This window comes from Moorella sp. E308F (assembly GCF_006538365.1).
In the GTDB taxonomy this organism is placed as follows: Bacteria; Bacillota; DSM-521; order Neomoorellales; family Neomoorellaceae; genus Neomoorella.
Genome location: NZ_BJKN01000002.1, coordinates 190882 through 207265 on the forward strand (window position 1 = coordinate 190882; position 16384 = coordinate 207265).

The following is a 16384-nucleotide window of genomic DNA, read 5'->3' on the forward strand; positions in this document are numbered from 1 at the left end:
ATGCACTGGGGAATGGTTATTGACTTACGCAGGTGCATCGGTTGCCATGCCTGCACCGTTGCTTGCCAGATTGAAAATAACCTACCGCTAAACGAACGCTGGAATAAAGTGTTCACCGTAGGGCCGGAAGGGGAATTTCCCAACGTGACCTCATACCATCTGCCGCGGCCGTGTATGCACTGCCAGGATGCACCCTGTGTCGACGGCTGTCCTACCGGGGCCAGCCAGAGACGGCCCGACGGGATTATCGTTGTAGACGGCGAGCGTTGCATTGGCTGCAAGTTTTGCATGCTGGTATGCCCCTATGGTGTGCGACAGTTCGAGGCGGGAAAGGGCATCGTCCAAAAGTGCCACCTGTGCTATGAACGGCTGGAACAGGGAGAAATGCCCCGCTGTGTGGAAACGTGCCAGCTGAAAGCCCGCCATGTCGGTGATCTAGACGACCCCAGGAGCGAAGTGGCGGAGCTTATCCACCGGGCCAATGCCCGCCCCCTGTACCCCCATCTGGGGACTAAACCAGCAGTGTATTATATATTTCCCTAGGAGGTAGCGATTATGGAGGACAAACAGGCAATTTGGGGTGGGCTGGCTGCCGGTTACTTCTTTTGCGCCGCCTTCGGGGCCATGGTTTTTGCCGTCATCGCTTTCCTGGATATTATAACCTCGCCCCTTGCTGGTGAGGTAAGTGGCCCCGGCAGTTTCCTGGGCCTGGCTGCTGTCGGCTTGGGCGGCCTGTTGTTACTTGCGGAATTGGGTAACAAAAAGCGCTTTCTATTAGTATTCAGCCGTATGCAGTCAATTATGACCAAAGGGGCCATATTTTTAGCCTGCTTCATAGTTGTGGCAGCGATATATACCAGCTTTTGGTTTGATATCTTTCCCTGGGCCGGAGAAAATGTTGGGCGGCGGATTATAGGCGTCCTGGGCATAATCTTCGCCGTGGCCCTGGCAATCTACCCGGGTCTAGAGCTAGGCGAAGCCCGGGGCCGCTCCTTCTGGAACGGCAGCGCCCTGGTGCCCCTGTGGCTAGCGGCAGCCCTTACTTCCGGTTTGGCTGGCGTAATCCTGGTGGCGGCGGTGAACGGAGTGTCACCGGCACCAACTATTGCTGTACTGGATAAAATCCTTCTGGCCTTGATCATCACCCAGATAATCTTAATCGCGACTTATATCCTGGGGATGCGCCGCGCGGCCCTTGAGGAAGCCCGCCGGTCGGCGGCAATGCTCCTCACCGGCAAGTTGAAAAATATTTTCTGGTGGGGGATTGTTGTCTGCGGGCACCTCATCCCTTGCCTCCTTTATTTCGGGGGCAGCGGCGCTGGTATCCTGGCGGTAAAATCATTGTTTGTTCTGGCAGGGGAAGTCTGCCTGCGAGTTGCATTTCTCCAGGCCGGCGTCCGGGTAAGCCTTCCGGGTGAAGATAACGAGTGGTATCAGGAAGAGGAAATAGCCATCCTGGCCGCACGCCTGGAGCAGACATGGCAGGAAAGGGCGGCCTGGCTCAATGGCAAATAATTTGCGGGCCCGGGCGGAAGTGACCCTGGCCAGGCCCGAAGACGGCCCGGAGCTACAGGCATTATTGCAGGACTGGGGGATGGACTTGGCCGGGGAACCGGAACAACACGCTGTGATCAAGGTGGACGGGAGAATTTTTGCGGGAGGTAAAATAACCTGGCTGGGGGAAAATTCTTTTCACCTGGAATTGTTGGCCGTGAGGAGAGAAGCCAGGGGCCAGGGATTAGGAGGAATGTTGCTCTTGGAGTTAATAAAAAAGCCCTGGGCCTACTGTCGCAGTGTGCTGAATGGGAAGTTTAGTACTTATCGCGTGACGAGTATTGCCAGGGGGGAAGCGGCAGGGTTTTACCGCCAGTACGGCTTTCGCCATTGTCTTTTTTCCGACCTGGCAAAAGCATACCAGGAGCAGTGCAACGGTTGCCCGGAGAGAGAAGCTTGCCGGCCGGTGCCCATGATTTATATACAGGAGGTTAGTTGATTGCGCCAGGCAGTAATTGTCTTCACCAAAGTTCCCAGGATAGGTGATATTAAGACCCGCCTGACAAAGGAAAAAGGAGGGATTTTAACAACCGAAGAAGCGAAGATTCTCTATGAGGCCTGTCTCCTTGATGTTATCGAAGTTGCCATAGCGGCCTGCGAGGATGAGGGGGCAGAACTCTGGATCTGTCATGATGCCATCGGCGACGGCGCCTACCTCCAATCCCTCCTTAAAAGCCTTGCCCATCCGGAAAAGGTAAAGGGTGTCTTTGCCGACAGGGGTGGCTCCTTCGATGACTGCATGCAGTTTGCCGCCGATTATATACTCAAACCGCGAGAGGGAACAAGAAAAGCCGATAGCGTTATTATCATCGGCGGGGATTTGCCGACGCTGCAACCGGCTACCCTGAAAAAAGCTTTTACCGCTTTAGCCAGGTTCAGTCAAAGTGAGGCCGGACGGGAAGTAGTGCTGCAGGCCGGTAATCCTTCAACCCCGGCCATTGGGGCGGCCCTCGTCGAGGCGCCATGCCAGGAGGGGGGATTTTCCCTGGTAGGCTATACCTGGGCTACACCCTTTGATTTTTACGGCGTATTTTACAACAGCGACGGCATTACGGCCCTGGATATGCTGGTTAATAAAGCGGTGGCAAAAAAGATACCTTTTACCGTCCTGGAAATGGTTCCCGATGTAGATATCCCCATCGATTTAGCAAGCATCATTCCCGTACTGCGTTCCCTGGAACTTGCCGCTGCGACTGATGCTGACGTGATGGTGCCCCGCCGTACCCTGGCAGTCCTGAGGGAGCTGGGTCTTGAAGCCACCGCCCTGCCGCCGGAGCGATAGCTGATTACTTGGTGATTGGGCGCATTTAACTAAAAGGGTAAATTATGGTTAATTAACCCAACCCGGAAAGGGTGAATGACTTGAACGTTGCCAGAGGGGGCGCCGGCAGCGGCGCTGGGCCTCGCCGGGAACTAGCAGAAAAATGTACCGCCTGCGGTCAATGTGCCGCTTCATGCCTGCTACTGGAGGAGATTGGCGAAGCCCCCCTTGATATAGCTTGCCGGGGAGCAACGGTAGAGGAGGCTTTTTCTTGCAGTCTTTGCGAATTATGTACCGCTGTTTGCCCCATTGGTCTTTCCCCGGCGGGCATGTTTGCTGCTAAACGCGTTGAAGCAATAGCCGGCGGTGAGTTCCCTATTGACGACTATCGCTACCTTTACCCGGATCGGGAGCTAAATATCTGCAAATTATACCGCGAAAAGTGCAACATTCATTACCAGGAGTTGCCCGTCGATCAAGAAGGCGAGGTAGCCTTTTTCCCGGGATGCACCATGATTACTTATGGTCCGGACTTAACCAGGGCTGCCTTTCACCACCTGGCGGAGCTCTGGCCCCGCGTGACGTTTTTAACCGACTGCTGTGGCAAGCCCCTTTATCAGATGGGTTTAAAGGAGCGCGGGGAAAACTTTACCGCCTTTCTTAAAGATAAACTGAAAAAACTGGGGGTAAGGCTGTTAGTAACCGCCTGCCCCAACTGTTTTTACGAACTGCGTAACCGGCTGGCGCCGGAAGGCATTGAGGTCAGGACTATCTACGAGAACTGGGGACCCGGGGCGGCCGGTAAAGGATTAATTACCATTCATGATTCCTGTCCTGACCGCCATGAAGGCATCTTCGCCCAGCAGGTACGTGAGGCCTTGAGGAATAGCGGCTACCAGCTAGTAGAGATGGAACACTACGGGGCGAACACCTTCTGTTGCGGCAGCGGCGGTCAGATCAGCCACTTTCGTCCTGACCTGGCAATGGCCCTGACCGACCGCCGCCTGGAAGAAGCAAGCGATACCGGAGCTGGGATCCTGGCGGGCTACTGCTTAAGCTGCGTTCTTAATTTCGCGCGGGCTGCCAGCGGGTTCAGGGTGCGCCATGTCCTCGATATATTGCTCGGCCAGGAAGAGGATTATAGTGAAATTAAAAAAAGGGCAAAGGCCCTTTTTAGCGGGCCCGAAGGCGAAGAAAACTGGCGGCGGTTAATGGCAGAATAACTGTCGTAGTCAAGGGAGAGAAACCTGTGGATAACCAGCAACTGGTACGCATTTATAAAGACATATTAGCCCTGCGCTGGGAGCCGGTAGCAGTGCGGCTACTGCGTCCCGGTGAGACTGTACCCGCAGAGGTGGCAGAACCTACGGCAACGTTGCGGCATTGCCAGTCAATTATTGCTGCCCGGCGGGGTTATAGCCTGTATATGCCGCCGCGCCGGCACGCCTGCCCCGACGGGGCGGCCATTATGGGCCTTATACCTATGCCGCCCAAGCTGCAATCGGGGGAACTTTACCTTTTGTTTAAAAAGCTACCTACCCTGGAATGTGCTCGCAAGATGATTGCCGCCCGGCCTTGCTTCCCGGCTGGCAGCTACGAGGCCACCCTGGTAGCGCCGCTAAGTAAAGCCAGCTTTGAAGCCGACGTGGTAATCTTTACACTGTGGCCGGAGCAGGCCATGTGGCTTTGTATGGCCCAATCGTATAACAGCGGGGAACGTCATATTTTTAAAACCTCGGGTTATAACTCTACCTGTGCCGATCTTACCGTCCAGCCCATGCAGACAGGAAAAATGAATATTTCCTTCGGCTGTTATGGCAGCCGTGCTGCCAGTGACATTGATGACTTTGAGCTTTATCTGTCCCTCCCGGCTGCACAGCTTGAGATTGTGGCCCGTTCATTGCAAAAACTGGCACAGAAAAGCATACCTGAAGCGCGGCATAAAATCTATATGCCGCCTATATTGGATAAAGCAGGCGTCCCAAAGAAGAATACCAGGGATTTGCCGGCGGTTCAAATCAACATCGATACTGCCAATTGTTCGGGAGACGGTCTCTGTGCCGACTTTTGCCCCTATGGCGTGCTCGTCATGGAAGAACAGGACGGCCGCCCGGTACCAGTTGTGAAAAACCCCGAGCAATGTACTGCCTGCTACACCTGTGTAGGCCAGTGTCCTGCAGGGGTTATCCAGGTTTTACAGCAGGTGCCGTAGGAACGGCCCCTTTCAACACATAAAAAGTTACAAGATAGGACAGGAGTTTTGCGCTGTGGTATAGAAAAAGTTATTATTCCGATTACGAGTTTCCGGAGGTTTTACGGGGGTATGGCAAGAGTGGAAATGAAGCTGCTGGGTACGAGCGCCGGACCGGGTGTCCCGGCTTTCTTTTGCGAGTGTGCCGCTTGCCAGGAAGCCAGGGCCGACGTTGCGGCAGCCCGGACGCGGAGCACGGCTTTGCTCACCATAGGGAACAAGCGGGTTTTGATAGACGCCTCGCCCGATCTCAGGGTACAACTATGCCGGGAGGGTGTGCTGGACATTGACAGTGTATTCCTGACCCATTGGCACTACGACCATTTTGCCGGATTGGGGGAGCTGGAGTACTACCTGAGATTAAAAGAGAAAGACCGCCGCTTGCCCATCTACCTGCCGCCCGGCTACCTGGGGGAGTTCACCTCCCGTTTCCATCGCCTGACCGAACTTGTGGATCTAAGGGAGTGGAACTATGAACACTCTTATGATTTAGACGGGGCGAGCCTGACTCCTTTGCGGGCCAACCATGGTATTGAAACAGCGGGTTTTCTTATTGTGGCGGGTAAGAAGCTGGCTTATTTTCCCGATACCTCCTGGCTGCCGGATGAGACGCTGGCCAAGGTGAAAGGGGTAGATTATCTCGTGTGCGATGCTACCTTTTATGGAGATAACTGGTATCCCGATACGCATATGACGGTAGACGGGGCTATAGAATTGGGGAAAAGCGTGGGTGCCGGGCAAACTATTCTTACGCACCTTTCCATGCACTACAGCTCCCCGGTGACGGTGGAACGGTTAAATAAAGAGCTGGCCGGGACGGACGGGGTCCGGGCCGGTTATGATGGGCTGAGCATGGGATTGTAGCGGTGATAGTCGTTTAAAGCTATAGTAGGGTGGTGCCGAAGGGGGGAAGTCTATAGTCTAGAAGTCTATAGCCCGGTAAAGGTGTTGAGGACGGAAAGACCGCGGTTGCAATGAGACTGCAAGTAGGCTGCAAGTGCTTTTTAAGGGTAACAACTTATTCCGTCCGACCGACCGGGCGGTGTAACGAGAGGAGGTTGAGTTAGTTTGATACGGAGGGAAATTGTTTACCTTGTGGACAAGGCGAAATCGGGGGAGTTTCTCGATAGGGAAGAGATGGCAGCCCTTTTTGATATAGCTCCGTTTACGGCCGAGTCTGCTTATATCCAACATGCCGCGAGAGAAATCAGCTCGAAGGTCAGCAGCAATACGGCGGAAGTGCACGCTCACGTCGGCATTAACGTGGGGCCTTGCGTTCGGAACTGTAAATGGTGTTCCTTTGCTGCTGTCAATAAGGTCTTTGCCCAAGCTGGTGTGATGCCCATAGAGGAGATAGTGAGACGATGTCGAAAAATGGAACAAAATGGAGCCAACGCCATCTATCTCGTCGCCACGGGGACCTTCCCTTTTGGACGGTTGCTGGAGATAATTCAAGAAGTTCGCCGCAACCTGAGCCCTGATACGGTACTGATCGGCAACATCGATGATTTTACGCTCAAAGAGGCGTACGCCCTCCGGGATGCCGGCCTCAACGGGGTATATCATGCCGTTCGTTTGAGAGAAGGTATTGAATCCTCTATTCCTGTAGAAAAAAGGCTGGCCACCATGCGCGCGGCCCGTGAAGCCGGCCTGGCCCTCGGTACGTGTGTGGAACCGGTAGGGCCCGAGCATACGACCGGAGAATTGGTGGAAGCAACTATCATCGCCCGGGAATGCGGTGCCGTATATAGCGGCTGCATGCGCCGGATTGCCGTACCCGACACCGAAGTGGGGAAACGCGGGATGATCAATGAAGCCCGGCAGGCGCATATTTTGGCTGCCATTCGTTTATCTACCCAGCACGAAATGATAGGCATGTGCTGGCATGAACCCAGTGTAGTGGGCCCTCTGGCGGGTGTCAACATCATGTGGGCAGAAACCGGATCCAGCCCGCGGGACACTCACGAGGATTGCGAAAGAACGCGCGGGCGCACGGTAGCCGAAGTGCGAAGGATTTATTGGGAAGCCGGGTGGAAGGTTTTGGACGGCCCTTCACTGATTTGGAAGTCGGGAGCCGGTAAGCTGCAAAGAAAGGTGGTATGATCAGGCATGATGCGGGGGAAGAGAACTGCTTGGTCGCTGCTACTTGTGGTGGTTTTGCTTTCACTGCTGGGTACCGGATGCACAAACCAATCCCCGAAGCCGGCGGAAGATGCCGCTCTAAAGGCCGTGCGGCTGGGCATCGTGCCGCTGCCGCATTACGCCCATATATGGATAGCGAAGAAAAAGGGATATATCGACGAAGAGCTGCTTAAAGCAGGCTACAAGTTGGACTGGCAGCCCTTAAATTTGGGTCCGGTGGTAAGCGAGGCTTTTGCCGCCGGACATTTGGATGTGGGCGTGATGGGGGATTTTCCGGCCTTTATTGGGCGCGCGGCCGGTACGGATTATCAAATTGTATCTATTGCCTCCACGGCGCCCAAAGCCCTGGCCGTAGCGGTCGGAAAGGATGCCGGTATCAGGAGTATCACCGACCTGAAGGGCAAGAAAGTTGGTACAACGCGCGGCGCTTATGGTACCAAACTGCTCTCCTTGCTCTTGGATAAGAACGGCATGACTATGAATGATATCCAGTTTGTCAACCTAACGATGGACGATCTGGCTGTAGCCCTCGTCCGGGGAGATGTGGACGCCGGAGTAATGTGGGACCCCTTGCTGACCCGGATGGAGGACGCGGGGGAGATACGCGTTATTGCCGACGGAACGGGTGTTTATCAGGGAACGGCGGTCGTCGTAGCTGCCACGAAATTTACCAACCAGAACCCGATGGCCGTGGAAGCGCTGAAAGCGGCGTTCGCCAGGGGAGCGCAGTTTATCCGGGACAATCCCGAGGAGGCTATCCAACTTCTTACCGAAGATTTGAAAATACCCCCGGCCCAACTTGAGAAAATCGTACGCAAGTTCAATTACGACGGTACCATTACCGATAGTCTGGTCGCTGAACTGAAGGACACAGAGGTATTCTTGCGAAAAACGGGCCTGATCAAAAATCCGGTGGATATGGAGACGTTCCTGTGCAAATAAGCGCCCGGCCGCACGGTGCGAGGATCAGTCAGGCATGGACAGGCGCCGGCGGCCTGCCGTGGGCAGCAATTTAAAAGGACCATGGGGCTTGTGGAAGGGAGAGGCGTTATGGAAACCGTGTTGAGGCGGAGTTTTAAAGAATACCGGCTCCCGACAGTGCTGAACACCGCAGGGAAAAAATGGTTTGCCCCTGTCCTGCTGTTATTGATGTGGCATTGGATAACTACCGGCGGGCGTGTCAAACCTATTTTGCTGCCTTCTCCGGAAAGTGTTCTTTGGGCGCTGGTCGAGACGTTGAATAGCGGTGAACTGGCACACCATTTGGGAGCAAGCCTGGTTCGTGTGCTGGAAGGTTTTGCCCTGGCAGCTTTTCTAGGCATTGGCCTGGGTATGGCGTTGGGCCTGTCGCCGTTATTGAGCCAGATGACCGAGGGGATCATTCAGTTGCTGCGGCCGATTCCACCTATCGCATGGCTGCCTTTGGCTATCCTCTGGTTCGGCATAGAAGAGGGTTCAAAAGTTTTCATTATCACCTTGGGGGCGTTTTTCCCTATTTTCCTCAACGTCTTGCAGGGCATAAGGCAGACTAACGAAAAAGTGGTGGAGGTAGCGCGGGTATTTAAAGTTCCCCGGTCAAAATTCATCCGTAAAGTGATAGTGCCGGGATCCATGCCTTTTATCGTGGCCGGATTGCGTATCGGTTTGGGCTACGCCTGGATGTGCGTAGTTGCCGCGGAATTGTCCGGGGGAATGAGCGGTATCGGCTATATGCTTATGGATTCCCGGGCTCTGGCTCAGACGGACCGGGTTCTGGTAGGCATGCTGGCCATCGGCGTGGTGGGGAAAACTATGGATTATGTCTTGCAGCGGCTGGAAAGGAAGATCATCAGGTGGCGGAGCTTTTACAACGGCACCTAGGCTCCAGGGGAACTCCACTCCTGATCCTCCGCAACGTGTCCAAAAAGTACGGGAATAGCGGGCAAGAGTTGATGGCGCTGCAGGACCTTTCTTTTAGCGTTTTCCCCCGGGAGTTCCTATGTATTTTGGGGCCCAGCGGGTGCGGTAAGACTACCCTACTAAGAATAATTGCCGGCCTGGAGCCCGACTATCAAGGAACGGTTACCCTGGAGGGAGAACCGATCAGCGGGCCTGGCCTGGAGCGGGGCGTGGTATTTCAGGAGCACCGTTTGTTACCCTGGCTGACCGTAACCGAGAATCTGGAGTTAGCTTTGCATAAAAGCAACAATGGCGGTAAACGGGAGCTAATTCGGAGCTATGTGCAGCTGGTAGGATTAAGCGGTTTTGAAGACGCCTACCCGTCCCAGCTTTCCGGCGGCATGGCCCAGCGCGTGGCCATAGCCCGGGCCTTAATCAACAAGCCCAAACTTTTGCTTATGGATGAGCCTTTCGGCGCTCTGGACGCTCTAACAAGGTTAAGGATGCAGCAGGAGATACTCAGGATCTGGGAAAAAGAAAAAACCACCGTATTGCTGGTTACCCACGACATTGAGGAAGCCGTCTATCTAGGGGATAAGATAATCGTACTTTCGCAGCGTCCCGGAACCATTAAAAGAATAGTGGAGGTAAACATACCTAGACCTCGAAATCGCTCGGAGCCGCGGTTTTTGCAGGTGCGCCGGCAGATATACGACGAGCTGGTGGAGAAGTAAAGTAAATCCGGCCCTTCGCTTTGTGATTTTTTCCTATAATTTACCCAGGGTTAACCATGCCTTTTGCGCCCAGGCGGGGTCGGCCAGCAGGGCACGGCCGATGCCAACCAGATCGGCCCGCCCCTGCCGGATAACCATATCGGCAAATTGAGGCGTTCTAATACCTCCCGTCACCATAACCGGCACCCTGGCCACCGGCTTGATAGCATCGGCCAGGTAAAGGAAGAAACCTTCCGGTCCTTGTTTGATATAACCCCCGATGCCCCCCGAAAGATCGAGAGCGTCAATGCCGGCTGCTTCCAGTATGGTGACAGCCCGGCGGCTTTCGTCAAGATTAAGGCCGCCTGCCAGGCGGTCGTCGGCTCCCAGGCGGTAAAAAACGGGATATTCGGGACCCGTTGCTTCCCGGACGGCGTGGATAACCTCCAAGGGGAAGCGCAGGCGATTTTCCAGGGAACCACCGTAAGCATCACGGCGGCGGTTGGTGAGGGGTGAAAGAAACTGGTTCAAAAGATAGCCATGGGCGCCGTGGATTTCTACCAGGTCAAAGCCGGCTTTCTTGGCCCTGGTGGCAGCCAGGGCAAATTTTTCAGTTAACTCTTTAATCTCCTTAACTGTTAGTTCATGGGGGCGTTCTTCAAAGGGGATATATAATTCTTCAGCTTTTCCAGGCCCATCTTCTTGATTCTGGGACAATTGCCGGGAACGGCGTGGTAGAAATGGGAGAGGTATGCCTGAAGGGGCCACGGCATTTTCCAGGACTCTCGCACCCGCATGGTTGATTTGAATACCGGCAATCGCACCTTCGGAGCGGATCTTAGCTGCCAGCTTAGTAAGGCCGGGTAAGAGACGGTCATGGTAAATACCTAGTTGTTTGGGATGGGCCTGGCCTTCCTCGCTAATATAAGCATGTTCTACAATGATGAGGCCTACACCGGCGCGGGTGTTCGCCCCGGCAAACTTTTGTCCAGCGTCATAGGTGCTGCCACCATGATAAGCCCTGGCCCGGAGGGTATAGTGTTCAAGCATTTCCGGGGTTATCTCGCCCTCGGAAGCAGCGATGCCGAGGGCCATGGGGGGCATGACTATACGGTTGGGTAAGATAAGGTCTTTGACTTTCACTGGGGAAAATAAATGAATATTAGTCATTGGTACATCCTCTCCAAGATTAACAAAGGCATTATTGGTTTATCTATAACAAAAAAATCAATATTTTTTCTTCGGTATATAGCCTTATTTTCCTGCCCTGTAATCAATTAAGTTTAATCAGCAACCCTAAACTACCAAGACCACTTTAAGTGGTCTTATTTGATGCAAAAATAATTTTCAAGTGTAATCGCCCCCTATCTGAATTCCTTGAAAATCCCTTAAAGCGGGAGATGCGCGTAAAGACAAGTTACGAAAAGATTAGGGATGCTGGTCGGAGAAGGAGGAAAATGTTATATGGTTGTAGAACCTATAGTGGCACGGTGAGACAAGGGATAAAGTATTGCGGTAGAAAATACTGTTGAAATGTGAAATAAGGGTGATGGTTACGCCGGTGGTAGAAATTTTAGTGTTCTTTTTTTTATCGGCAGCCGGATTCCTAGCGGGATTTGTCGATTCGGTCGTTGGCGGTGGGGGGTTGATTTCTATTCCGGCCCTTTTGCTTTGCGGTGTGTCACCCAGTGTGGTTTTAGGAACGAACAAACTCGCCGGGACCATGGCTACCTTAACCAGTACCATTTCCTTTGCCGCTTCCGATAAGGTAAACTTCTCGCTGATTAAATATCTTTTCCCCTTTTCTCTGCTGGGAGCGACCTTGGGCGCCCATATGGTTAAATATATTCCCTCCCAGATTTTAAAACCGCTAATAATTGTGCTGCTCATTTGTGTAAGCATTTATACCTTACGCAAGAAAGATTGGGGTTCTATTTCCACCTATGCCGGCAGAAACAAAAAAAATATTTGGCTGGGTGCTGCTGTGGCGGCTGGGCTAGGTTTTTATGATGGTTTTTTTGGCCCCGGAACGGGGTCATTTTTAATCTTTGCTTTTCTTCAGTTCGGTTTTGATTTTGTGGTTGCCGCAGGTAATGCCAAAGTCTTAAATTTTGCCAGCAACATAGCTTCCCTGGCCACTTTTATACTAATGGGCGCTGTAAATTATAGTTATGGTATAACCATGGGGATTACCATGGTTATTGGAGCGTTGCTCGGTTCCCGGTTGGCAATCACTAAAGGGACGGCCTTTGTCCGTTTGATGTTTATCGCCATAACCTTGCTTTTAGTAGGTAAGCAGGTCTGGGATTTATTGCATTAATGTAAAATGCTCCCGCGGTAATACTGGGGAGCATTTATTAAAATATAGAAACTCTTTTATTGGTGGGGAATTTGCGGCTGTTCAAAGGACGGCGGCTGCGGGTTGTGGAGGGAGGAACCCACATAATCGCCGGGTGTGGACAGGTTGAAGGCGAGGCGGGCATCCTTGTCCACCCCCCAGTCCCGGGTAGAGCCTGTGCCCCTAATTTTTTGGAAACAATCCCGGAACATGGTGTTGTGGGCCTCTTCCCTGTTTAACAGGAAATCAATCATCTGACGTACATAGCGGTCGGCGATTTGCCGGTGCAGGTATTCATACACAACCTTGGCCCGCTGTTCGGCGGCGATGTTGGAAAGCAGATCGGCGGGCAGGTCACCGGTAGCTTCGATGTATGACGCGGTCCACACTTGGCCGGAGGCGTTGCTGTAAAAGGGATTGAGACCGGTTGTTACATGGGCCTGAACATTGCCGATGGTGGCGTTCATGGCCTGGGGTTCATGGCCATTCAAGAGGTTGACCGCAGTACAAACCATTTCCAGGTGACTGAGCTCTTCGGCGGCTATATCGAGGAAAATATCCCTGATAGCCGGGTCGTGAATACGAAAGCTTTGGGCCAGGTATTGCAGCCCTGCCTTCAATTCGCCGTGGGGACCTCCGATTTGCTCCTGCAAAAGAGCCGCATAGTTCGGATTAGGGCGTTCTACACGTACCATTTCCAGGAGCTTTTTGTCGTGTTTAAACATTGTATTCCTCCTTCTTGTTTTTATTATTACTCGAGGAGCTTTAAATTATTATTAACAGATAGGCAGGATAAAAGGGAAAGTAGGCGAATAAAGAAAATAAAAGCTTGAAAAATGTTAAAATTGGAGGAGTACCGGTGGGAAAGTTGAAAGCGGGTTTATGGTTGACGATCTTGATAATTTTAGGCATGTTTTTCATTACCGGTGTTGGAGGAGAAAAAACTGATGCGGGAACCAGGGTGAAAACGAGCCAAAATGACGAAAACATACCTCCTGCACCCCAAGAAAAAGAAGAACAACGGAAAGAAGACACCACAAACAATGTACCGCCTGTAGCAACGGTAGGTAATAACAACGCAAGTAATAAAACCAATAATACCAATTCCAAGGTTTTTGTACCGCCAGCGCGCGGCTACTGGATCGAGGTTAGTACAGATGAGCAAAAAACAAGGATATATTACGATGGAAATTTAATAAAAGAATGGGATGTATCTACCGGAACGGAGGACAAGCCCACTCCTATCGGCGTTTTTAAAATACAAAACCGCGGTGAGTGGTTTTTTAGCGAAAAGTATCAGCAAGGAGGACGATGGTGGGTATCCTTTAAAGATTGGGGCGTTTACCTTTTCCACAGCGTGCCCATGGACAGGGAAAAGAGGGTGATTGTTGAGGAAGCGGCCCGCCTGGGAACGCCCGCCTCCCATGGGTGTGTAAGGCTGGCTACCGAAAATGCCAAATGGATTTATGATAATATCCCGCAAGGAACTCCGGTATATATACATTAAAATCGGTACTGTCCGTTCGGACGGTTACTGGCTCGCCTGGAGGGGAGTACATACGCTTTCTTTGACACATCGCCGTAATAGCTGCACGGACAGGGGTTTATGCTGCCGATTAAAAGAAAATTGGAGGTTAGTAGCAGTTACCAACAGATTAATAAATAATGACAAAACATAACAAAAAGCTTACCATAAAGTTATGGAAATATTTACCATAAGCAAAGCGGCAAAGAAACTGGGCGTCGATCCTAACAGCCTGCGCAACTGGGAAAAGCGGGGCTTAATCAAGCCTGTCCGTTTGCCTGGAGGCCAGCGCCGGTACTCCATGGATGAACTCAATAAGCTTCTACAGTCCGGCCAATTGACTGGCGGACGCGAGGCAGTCGTGCTGTACGCCCGGGTGTCCACCAAAAAGCAGGCCGACGCCGGCAACCTGGAACGGCAGATGGGGCGGCTGCGCCATTATGCTGGAGAACACGGGTTTACCATCAGGCGGAATTTGCGGACGTAGCCAGCGGATTGAACCAGAAGCGCCGTGGCCTGGCCAACGTACTCAAGTTAGCCGAGCAGGGTGAGTATAAGAAACTTATTATCGAGTACCCCGACCGACTGGCCCGTTTCGGATATTCGTACATTGAGCGTCATTTAAAATATTGCGGCGTAGAAATAATCACCATCGCGGAAAAAGAGCCGGAAGACGCGCAAAGCGAACTGGTGAAGGATTTGCTGTCTATAGTCACGTCATTTTCAGCCCGGCTGTACGGGGCTAGGGGCGGCAAAAAAGTGAGGCAAGGGTTTCGGGAACTAATCGCAGGAGTGGAGCCAGATGAAAAAGCGGCGAAAGAACAAAAAGAGAACGATTGAACCTGGCGACGACCTAAAGTACACCGTGTGCGGCGAGTGGTTTCCGGAAGTTTACCCTGCTTTTCGGTCTAAGAAATGGAGCCGGGGAGATGAAGACCCCCTGGATACTGAGATGCGGCTTTTCTGCGCCTGCGAGCGCTGGGCCTTCAACCGGCTTATGGAAGGCCGTTCCCGGGAAGAACTCAAACAAGAAGGCCAACGGTTATTCGGCTTAAATTCCCGCTACTGTGACGATGCCATACTGAAAGCGAGGGCTGTCATAGAAACGCAAAAGGAACTCCTGGCGCTGGAAATCGAGGAAACAGAAACCAAACTGAGCCGGGCTAAAAAGAAACTCCGCTGGGCTGAAAAAGATCTGGACAAAGCGATTAAGGTTAATGATCCTGCAAAAATAGAAAAAGCCAAACGGGCATTCCACGGCCGTAAGGCCCGGGTCCAAAAGCTTGCCGCTAAACTGGCCGAACTCCAGAAGCATGAAGCCGACGGCACTATTCCCAAGGTAGTATTCGGGGGCCGTTCTTTATGGCGGCAGGTCTGCCGGGGCAAGGCCGGCCGGGAAGAATGGCGCCACACCCGGCAGAACCGGTTATACGCCCGGGGCGACGAAACTAAAGGCGGCAACCCCAACATGAAGGTAGCTTACCAGGAGGGGAGATTTACCCTGGCAGTCACTATTTCCCATCTATCCGAGCAGAAAGGTACTGACAGCAAAGGAAGGCCCATAATGACCAGGGCACCGCGGGTGGAAGGAGAGCTCTGGCTGCCGGAAAAACACCGGCTCAAGGTATGGGGGTTGCTTCTTTCCGGCGCACCCTATAACGTTGAATTAATTAGAGGCCGGGATGGCCGGTACAGGGTCCATATCGCCTTCACCATGACGGCGCCTGAATTGGCGACCGACCCCAACCGCGGCTACCTTGGGATAGACACCAACCCAGATGGGGTAGCTCTGGCTAACGTTAATTATTTTGGCCAGCCCGAGCCCTGGCCGGAAGGCTTCACTGTTCCTTATCCCAAAGCCTTGCACAAATTTGCCGGAGAGTTTCAGACGATAGTACACCCGAACGGTTTCCTTTACCTCAAGATACCGGAACTGGCTTACAGCCGCAGTTTTAGACGTACTTACCTCATCGGCGTTCTGGCCCAGGTAGTGGTGAACATCGCCAAAGTTTTAGGCAAATCTATCGCTATAGAAGACCTGGGCTTCGGCAAAGACCGGCTGGACACCGATAAAAAGTTCAATCGCATGGCGGCCAATTTTCCTTACCGGAAGATAACCGAAGCTATTATCCGTAAAGCCTACAAAGAAGGCGTCGGCGTAAAGCCGGTCCGGCCGGCCCACACTTCCACCATCGGCTATTGGAAATACATGGAGCGGTACGGGGTAACTATCCACCATGCCGCCGCATTGGCAATCGCCCGCCGGGCAATAGGTTTTAAAGAACGCATAACAAAAGAGTTAAAACAAAAGATCCAAGCTGTCATTGAGTCGCTGAACCAAAAGGAGAATTCCTTGCCTGGGGAAGGAAAAGGGATGACCCGAAAGGTGAAGCGGCAAATCATGCGGCTGGACGAAAAGGTTCCCGTTCACAACGGTTTAGACCGCTATAAACAGGAAGCCTTTTATTCAGTCTGGCACGACTTGAAGCAGCTCGCTTTATCGAGTAGGTGACCCCGTTAGCCGGTATCGGAGAAACCGGTAGGCCGCATCTAACAGATCGCGCGGAGGCGTCCGGCGCTTGAAAGAATAAAGTGCTGGACCGCTTGACGGTCGACGCAAGGCGGGAACTTTTACGGTTCTCCTTAAGGCCGCGCCTTGCGCCCGTGAAGTGCCGTTCTCCCGTCCGGGTGAGACTCCCGGGGCCGAGGTCTCCCTGTCGCG

At 52.8% G+C, this 16384-nt stretch carries 18 protein-coding genes; 16 read left to right on the forward strand and 2 right to left on the reverse strand.

Features of this window, described 5'->3' with window-relative positions; genetic code table 11:
• The 11 genes from E308F_RS07330 (at position 1) to E308F_RS07380 (ending at position 9820) form a co-directional block, all read left to right on the forward strand.
• Positions 1-543, forward strand: coding sequence for a 4Fe-4S dicluster domain-containing protein (locus E308F_RS07330; protein WP_216363802.1), 543 nt, complete (start codon positions 1-3; stop codon positions 541-543).
• Positions 544-555: 12 nt separating this feature from the next.
• Positions 556-1515 carry an NrfD/PsrC family molybdoenzyme membrane anchor subunit gene (gene nrfD / locus E308F_RS07335; RefSeq protein ID WP_141264306.1) on the forward strand — a complete coding sequence of 320 codons (960 nt, stop codon included), beginning with the start codon at positions 556-558 and terminating at the stop codon, positions 1513-1515.
• Positions 1505-1993 (forward strand): GNAT family N-acetyltransferase, encoded by a 489-nt coding sequence (locus E308F_RS07340; RefSeq protein WP_141264307.1) that lies wholly within the window; start codon positions 1505-1507, stop codon positions 1991-1993. The genes nrfD and E308F_RS07340 overlap by 11 nt, the downstream gene beginning before the upstream one ends.
• Positions 1994-2836: a TIGR04282 family arsenosugar biosynthesis glycosyltransferase gene (locus tag E308F_RS07345; protein ID WP_141264308.1), complete on the forward strand. Its 843-nt coding sequence runs from the start codon at positions 1994-1996 to the stop codon at positions 2834-2836.
• An 80-nt stretch (positions 2837-2916) separates the two neighbouring features.
• Entirely contained in the window at positions 2917-4038 is a 1122-nt protein-coding gene (locus E308F_RS07350; RefSeq protein WP_141264309.1) for a (Fe-S)-binding protein, read from the forward strand.
• 26 nt (positions 4039-4064) lie between these two features.
• The gene (locus E308F_RS07355; RefSeq protein WP_141264310.1) at positions 4065-5027 is read left to right on the forward strand and encodes a DUF169 domain-containing protein; all 963 of its coding nucleotides are present in this window, start codon (positions 4065-4067) and stop codon (positions 5025-5027) included.
• Positions 5028-5138: 111 nt separating this feature from the next.
• Entirely contained in the window at positions 5139-5930 is a 792-nt protein-coding gene (locus E308F_RS07360; protein WP_141264311.1) for an MBL fold metallo-hydrolase, read from the forward strand.
• A 204-nt stretch (positions 5931-6134) separates the two neighbouring features.
• Positions 6135-7169, forward strand: a complete 1035-nt coding sequence (locus E308F_RS07365; protein WP_141264312.1) for a radical SAM protein — start codon at positions 6135-6137, stop codon at positions 7167-7169.
• A 6-nt stretch (positions 7170-7175) separates the two neighbouring features.
• Positions 7176-8150 carry an aliphatic sulfonate ABC transporter substrate-binding protein gene (locus E308F_RS07370; protein WP_141264313.1) on the forward strand — a complete coding sequence of 325 codons (975 nt, stop codon included), beginning with the start codon at positions 7176-7178 and terminating at the stop codon, positions 8148-8150.
• Positions 8151-8231: 81 nt separating this feature from the next.
• Positions 8232-9068: an ABC transporter permease gene (locus E308F_RS07375; protein WP_216364487.1), complete on the forward strand. Its 837-nt coding sequence runs from the start codon at positions 8232-8234 to the stop codon at positions 9066-9068.
• Positions 9069-9139: 71 nt separating this feature from the next.
• Positions 9140-9820 carry an ABC transporter ATP-binding protein gene (locus E308F_RS07380; RefSeq protein ID WP_141264315.1) on the forward strand — a complete coding sequence of 227 codons (681 nt, stop codon included), beginning with the start codon at positions 9140-9142 and terminating at the stop codon, positions 9818-9820.
• Between the two features lie 33 nt (positions 9821-9853).
• Here the strand turns inward: E308F_RS07380 and E308F_RS07385 are convergent, their stop codons facing one another.
• Positions 9854-10969: an NADH:flavin oxidoreductase gene (locus tag E308F_RS07385; RefSeq protein WP_141264316.1), complete on the reverse strand. Its 1116-nt coding sequence runs from the start codon at positions 10967-10969 to the stop codon at positions 9854-9856.
• A 379-nt stretch (positions 10970-11348) separates the two neighbouring features.
• Here E308F_RS07385 and E308F_RS07390 point away from each other — a divergent pair, with 379 nt between their 5' ends.
• Entirely contained in the window at positions 11349-12119 is a 771-nt protein-coding gene (locus tag E308F_RS07390; protein ID WP_141265213.1) for a TSUP family transporter, read from the forward strand.
• 56 nt (positions 12120-12175) lie between these two features.
• Here E308F_RS07390 and E308F_RS07395 read toward each other — a convergent pair whose 3' ends face one another.
• Positions 12176-12862 carry a manganese catalase family protein gene (locus E308F_RS07395; RefSeq protein WP_141264317.1) on the reverse strand — a complete coding sequence of 229 codons (687 nt, stop codon included), beginning with the start codon at positions 12860-12862 and terminating at the stop codon, positions 12176-12178.
• A 104-nt stretch (positions 12863-12966) separates the two neighbouring features.
• On the opposite strand from E308F_RS07395, the gene E308F_RS07400 reads away from it, so the two are divergent.
• The 4 genes from E308F_RS07400 to E308F_RS07410 all read left to right on the forward strand — a co-directional run bounded on the left by E308F_RS07400 (position 12967) and on the right by E308F_RS07410 (position 16174).
• Positions 12967-13644 carry a L,D-transpeptidase gene (locus E308F_RS07400; RefSeq protein ID WP_216364488.1) on the forward strand — a complete coding sequence of 226 codons (678 nt, stop codon included), beginning with the start codon at positions 12967-12969 and terminating at the stop codon, positions 13642-13644.
• A 193-nt stretch (positions 13645-13837) separates the two neighbouring features.
• Positions 13838-14149 carry a recombinase family protein gene (locus E308F_RS16870; RefSeq protein WP_373995955.1) on the forward strand — a complete coding sequence of 104 codons (312 nt, stop codon included), beginning with the start codon at positions 13838-13840 and terminating at the stop codon, positions 14147-14149.
• An 8-nt stretch (positions 14150-14157) separates the two neighbouring features.
• Positions 14158-14502 (forward strand): recombinase family protein, encoded by a 345-nt coding sequence (locus E308F_RS16875; RefSeq protein WP_373995956.1) that lies wholly within the window; start codon positions 14158-14160, stop codon positions 14500-14502.
• A complete protein-coding gene (locus E308F_RS07410; RefSeq protein WP_141264318.1) occupies positions 14465-16174 on the forward strand; it encodes an IS200/IS605 family accessory protein TnpB-related protein in 1710 nt (569 codons plus the stop codon). Before E308F_RS16875 ends, E308F_RS07410 begins: the two co-directional genes overlap by 38 nt.
• Positions 16175-16384: the final 210 nt, after the last annotated feature.